Here is a 541-nt window from a genome sequence, read left to right as displayed (position 1 = left end):
GGCCACACCCGTTCCCATACCGAACACGGAAGTTAAGCTCTCTAGCGCCGATGGTAGTTGGGACCTTGTCCCTGTGAGAGTAGGACGTTGCCAGGCAAAATGGAGGATTAGCTCAGCTGGGAGAGCACCTGCCTTACAAGCAGGGGGTCGGCGGTTCGATCCCGTCATCCTCCACCATATATGTCGGAGGGGTAGCGAAGTGGCTAAACGCGGCGGACTGTAAATCCGCTCCTTCGGGTTCGGCAGTTCGAATCTGCCCCCCTCCACCATTCTTAATTAATGGGCTATAGCCAAGCGGTAAGGCAACGGACTTTGACTCCGTCATGCGCTGGTTCGAATCCAGCTAGCCCAGCCATTAAGAGCCATTAGCTCAGTTGGTAGAGCATCTGACTTTTAATCAGAGGGTCGAAGGTTCGAATCCTTCATGGCTCACCATTTTAACAAAATATGCGGGTGTGGCGGAATTGGCAGACGCACTAGACTTAGGATCTAGCGCCTTTGGCGTGGGGGTTCGACTCCCTTCACCCGCACTTTTAATAAA

Annotated in this window: 5 tRNA genes and 1 rRNA gene; all 6 read left to right on the top strand. The window is 53.4% G+C overall.

What is annotated here, in order from left to right:
• Positions 1-96 (top strand): 5S ribosomal RNA (gene rrf, locus FOT98_RS30725); the annotation flags it as partial.
• A 5-nt stretch (positions 97-101) separates the two neighbouring features.
• Positions 102-177: transfer RNA gene (locus FOT98_RS30720), tRNA-Val, on the top strand.
• Between the two features lie 8 nt (positions 178-185).
• Positions 186-269: transfer RNA gene (locus tag FOT98_RS30715), tRNA-Tyr, on the top strand.
• An 11-nt stretch (positions 270-280) separates the two neighbouring features.
• Positions 281-355, top strand: a tRNA-Gln gene (locus FOT98_RS30710).
• A gap of 4 nt (positions 356-359) precedes the next feature.
• A tRNA-Lys gene (locus FOT98_RS30705) sits at positions 360-435 on the top strand.
• Between the two features lie 14 nt (positions 436-449).
• Positions 450-530: transfer RNA gene (locus FOT98_RS30700), tRNA-Leu, on the top strand.
• Positions 531-541 lie beyond the last annotated feature (11 nt).

This window comes from Bacillus sp. HY001 (genome assembly GCF_007558965.1).
GTDB classification, from domain to species: domain Bacteria; phylum Bacillota; class Bacilli; order Bacillales; family Bacillaceae_G; genus Bacillus_A; species Bacillus_A mobilis.
Note: the sequence above shows the minus strand (reverse complement) of the source record. Positions and strands in the feature narration are given on the sequence as shown.